The sequence below is a fragment of the Oleiphilus sp. HI0061 genome, assembly GCF_001635675.1.
Genome location: NZ_LWFE01001238.1, coordinates 1 through 4,027, shown reverse-complemented (window position 1 = coordinate 4,027; position 4,027 = coordinate 1). Strand labels below are relative to the sequence as shown.

Below are 4,027 nucleotides of genomic sequence, written 5' to 3'. Positions count from 1 at the left end.
AAATGTAACAGATTAATCTATCGTTAGTAATAATTAGACAGACAAATCTTGATACTCGACGCGACCCTAAGTGGGCTCCAGCTATCTGAGCTTTAGATTTCACTGAGATATAAATATCTGATTAATAACAGATATAAATAATATTTACATTTTTATTTTAAGGTTATTGAAATATCGAAGTGATCTTACAATAGAAGTGTTTTATAACAAGAGTACTAACGTGCACCAAAGACGAAAATGATAAATGGAACACACATGTATGCTTAGATATGATAACTGAGTCGCTTTTCGTACAACTAAAAACACATGATTTAGGTGTACCTGCTGCTAATCTAACGAAGAATAAAAGAGGGATTCTTTAGCTTATGTCTAAGAACAAATAATTCGGAGTTAGCTTAAAAATGAATAAAACCTAGTGTTTGACATGATTTTTCGATTACGTTTTTTCTGGTAAGACAGAGACGTGATTTGTTAGAATTCTGTCGACAATAAAGTCGCATCTATATATCGCGGCTACAGCTGGAACCCCCTCTAAGGTTAAAACAAGTTGTGCGTCTAATGCTTTGCTTTAGGTAAGTCCATATACAACCAATTAAAAAGAACTTCTCCCGAATTATGTCAAAAAGTCCTGAGTTAGCTAAAAACAGTGAATCTAAACATACTCCGATGATGCAGCAATATTTTCGCATTAAAAAGGACCACCCTAATGAGCTTGTCTTTTATCGAATGGGCGATTTTTATGAGATGTTCTACGATGACGCAAAAAAAGCGGCTCAATTGCTAGATATCACTTTAACGGCACGCGGTAAGAGTGGTGGCAACCCTATTCCAATGGCGGGTATCCCCTATCACTCCGCTGAGAATTATATTGCAAAGCTTGTTCGATCTGGTTTGTCGGTTGCTGTCTGCGAGCAAACAGGTGACCCGGCAACAAGCAAGGGGCCGGTTGAGCGTAAGGTAATGAGAATTGTCACTCCCGGCACGCTGACTGACGAGGCATTTCTAGAAGAGCGGCGTGACAATTTGCTCTGCTCAATTTCCTTTGGTGATGAGGAAGCCTTTGGTCTAGCCTACCTAGACCTGAGTGGCGGACGCTTTTCTGTGTCGCAAGTTCGAGGCTTGCCCGACCTAATAAGCGAGTTGCAGCGTATTAGACCGTCGGAAGTTTTAATAAGTGAAGAGTTTCCATATGAAGGAGCTTTTGAGAACTTAACTGGTCTTAGACGCCAAGCTCCATGGCTTTATGATCTTGATTCCGCAAAAAGCTTATTGACTACTCAATTTAAAACGAAAGACTTAAGCGGCTTTGGTATCGATTCGATGCAATTAGCTATCTGCGCGGCGGGTTGTCTGCTGCAGTATGCAAAGGATACTCAGCGTAATGAGCTGCCTCATATTGTCACCATCAATAAAGAAGAGCGTAGTCAATACATTCTACTCGATGCAGCCAGTCGCAAGAACCTAGAAATTGACACCAACCTTGCTGGCGAAAGTAATCACACCTTGGCGTGGGCAATGGATGCCTGTAAAACTGCAATGGGTAGCCGCTTGCTTAGGCGCTGGCTCCACCACCCTTTAAGAGACCGGGAAATTGTGAATGCCCGTCTAGATTGCGTGTCTTCACTTGAGCAATCCTATAACTACGACGCCATTCAAACGAATTTAAAACAAGTCGGAGATGTACAGCGTATACTCGCCAGGATTGCGCTTAGATCTGCACGCCCTCGTGACCTATCACGACTTAGAGACACTTTAATACTACTACCCGCCATACAGGCAGATTTAAGGTCAGTTGATTGCCCAAGTCTTGGTGAAGTAGCTAAAGATATATCCGAACACCCCTCTTTAGCTGAGTTATTAGAGCGAGCAATTATCGATAACCCTCCCGTCGTTATTAGAGATGGCGGCGTGATAAAAGATGGTTTTGACGCAGAGCTAGATGACTTACGCAATATCAGTGAAAATGCCGGTCAATTTTTAATCGATCTAGAGACTCAGGAGCGGGAGGCAACCGGGCTTTCGACCTTGAAGGTTGGTTACAATAGAGTTCATGGTTACTTTATCGAGATTTCAAAAGCTCAGTCAGATAAAGCGCCCGATGCATATATAAGGCGTCAAACGCTAAAAAATGCAGAGCGCTTTATAACGCCAGAGCTGAAAGCTTTTGAGGATAAAGCGCTGAGCAGTAAAAGTCGCGCTTTATCGCGCGAGAAAGCCCTTTACGAAAGCCTACTTGATGAATTAAATGAGGCGATTGACGCGCTTCAGAGGTGTGCAAAAGGGCTTTCTGAGCTCGACGTGCTTAGCAATTTTGCTGAAAGAGCTCACACTTTAAATCTCAATAGGCCGGAATTTAATCAGGGTAACACCCTGTTAATTGAAGAAGGCCGACACCTTATTGTTGAACAGCTCAGTACAGCGCCTTTTGTGCCAAACGATCTGATATTAGATCCAAAGCGAAAAATGCTTATGATTACCGGGCCCAATATGGGGGGGAAGTCTACCTATATGCGCCAGGCTGCTCTGATTATATTGCTAGCAGGTACAGGAAGTTTTGTTCCAGCAGGTAAAGCCTCAATAGGTGAAATCGACCAAATATTCACACGAATGGGAAGTTCTGACGATACGGCAGGCGGTCGCTCCACTTTTATGGTTGAGATGACCGAGACTGCGAACATCTTGAATAACGCTACAGAAAACAGTCTGGTCTTGATGGATGAAGTAGGAAGAGGTACCAGCACTTTCGACGGTTTGTCGCTTGCATGGTCTAGTGCAGAGCATTTGGCTAAAAATATCCAAGCTTATAGTTTGTTCGCAACTCACTATTTCGAAATGACGCAGCTTGCTGAAGAGCACGAGAGTGTTGTCAACGTTCACCTGAGCGCTACTGAGCACGAAGATAGAATTATCTTTCTACATAATGTTCTTGAAGGCGCCGCAAGCCAAAGCTACGGTTTGCAGGTCGCGCAGCTCGCAGGTGTTCCGGATAGTGTTATTGGGAAGGCGAAGGAAAAGCTAAGTTCTTTGGAGTCTACGGAAACAAGCGAGCCGTCTGAGCCCATAACTGCAAGCAATATTGCAACACAAGCTACTGACTCTATTTCAGAACAAAATGCATTTCAAAGTGATATGTTTGCACAAGAGCCTTCATTGATTGAGAAAGCATTTGCTAACCTGGACCCTGATGAGCTTAGCCCTAGGCAAGCATTGGATAAGCTTTATGAGCTACGAAGATTGATCAACTAAGTTATATGATGCCTTGTCTCTTGCGCTAACTTACTTGTGTTTTAAGTCAATAATCGTAACATTTGCGCTATGACAGGCGTTTAAGCTTGAACCCTGTCACATCTGACATTAGAATACACCGCATAATTTTAATGAGACCAAACACTGGAATAGCAATATGACATTTGTTGTAACCGATAACTGTGTTAAGTGTAAGTACACAGATTGTGTGGAAGTTTGTCCTGTAGACTGCTTCTATGAAGGCCCTAACTTTCTGGTAATCGATCCTGACGAATGTATCGATTGCGCACTTTGTGAGCCAGAATGCCCAGCTGATGCAATCTTTTCTGAGGACGAATTGCCTGCCGACCAGACGCAGTATATCGAGCTAAACGCCGAGCTATGTCAGACTTGGCCCTGCATTACCGAGCAAAAAGACCCGCTTCCAGATGCTAAAGAGTGGGACGGTGTTCCTAACAAGCTTCAATATCTAGAGAAGTAAATTCTTTAGTCGCCTTGTCGTTAACTGGCGTCAGATCGCTCGCTAACGACAAGCTCCTCTTAAATAAGAACTGCCTGGCCTCATTCACTTTGGCCTATTTAATTCTCAAGCTTTCCTTACAGCTTTTGCATACATATCTTGCATCACTTCTTACGATTCTATTGTGTCGAATTGCGCTCAAATCATGAATTCGATCGTGACATGCACAAATATATGCAAAGGTTCGTCGTGCCCTTTTCGCGCTTGAGAAGTTATGCCTTACCTTTGGCTCAACATTAAATACTTCTGACATAACCTGCT

The 4,027-nt window shown here is 43.0% G+C and carries 2 protein-coding genes; both read left to right on the top strand.

Annotation, left to right across the window (positions count from 1 at the left end; genetic code table 11):
- Positions 1-615: 615 nt before the first annotated feature.
- A complete protein-coding gene (gene mutS, locus A3735_RS19365; RefSeq protein ID WP_068510701.1) occupies positions 616-3,246 on the top strand; it encodes a DNA mismatch repair protein MutS in 2,631 nt (876 codons plus the stop codon).
- Positions 3,247-3,403: 157 nt separating this feature from the next.
- Positions 3,404-3,727: a ferredoxin FdxA gene (fdxA, locus tag A3735_RS19360; RefSeq protein ID WP_068510699.1), complete on the top strand. Its 324-nt coding sequence runs from the start codon at positions 3,404-3,406 to the stop codon at positions 3,725-3,727.
- Positions 3,728-4,027 lie beyond the last annotated feature (300 nt).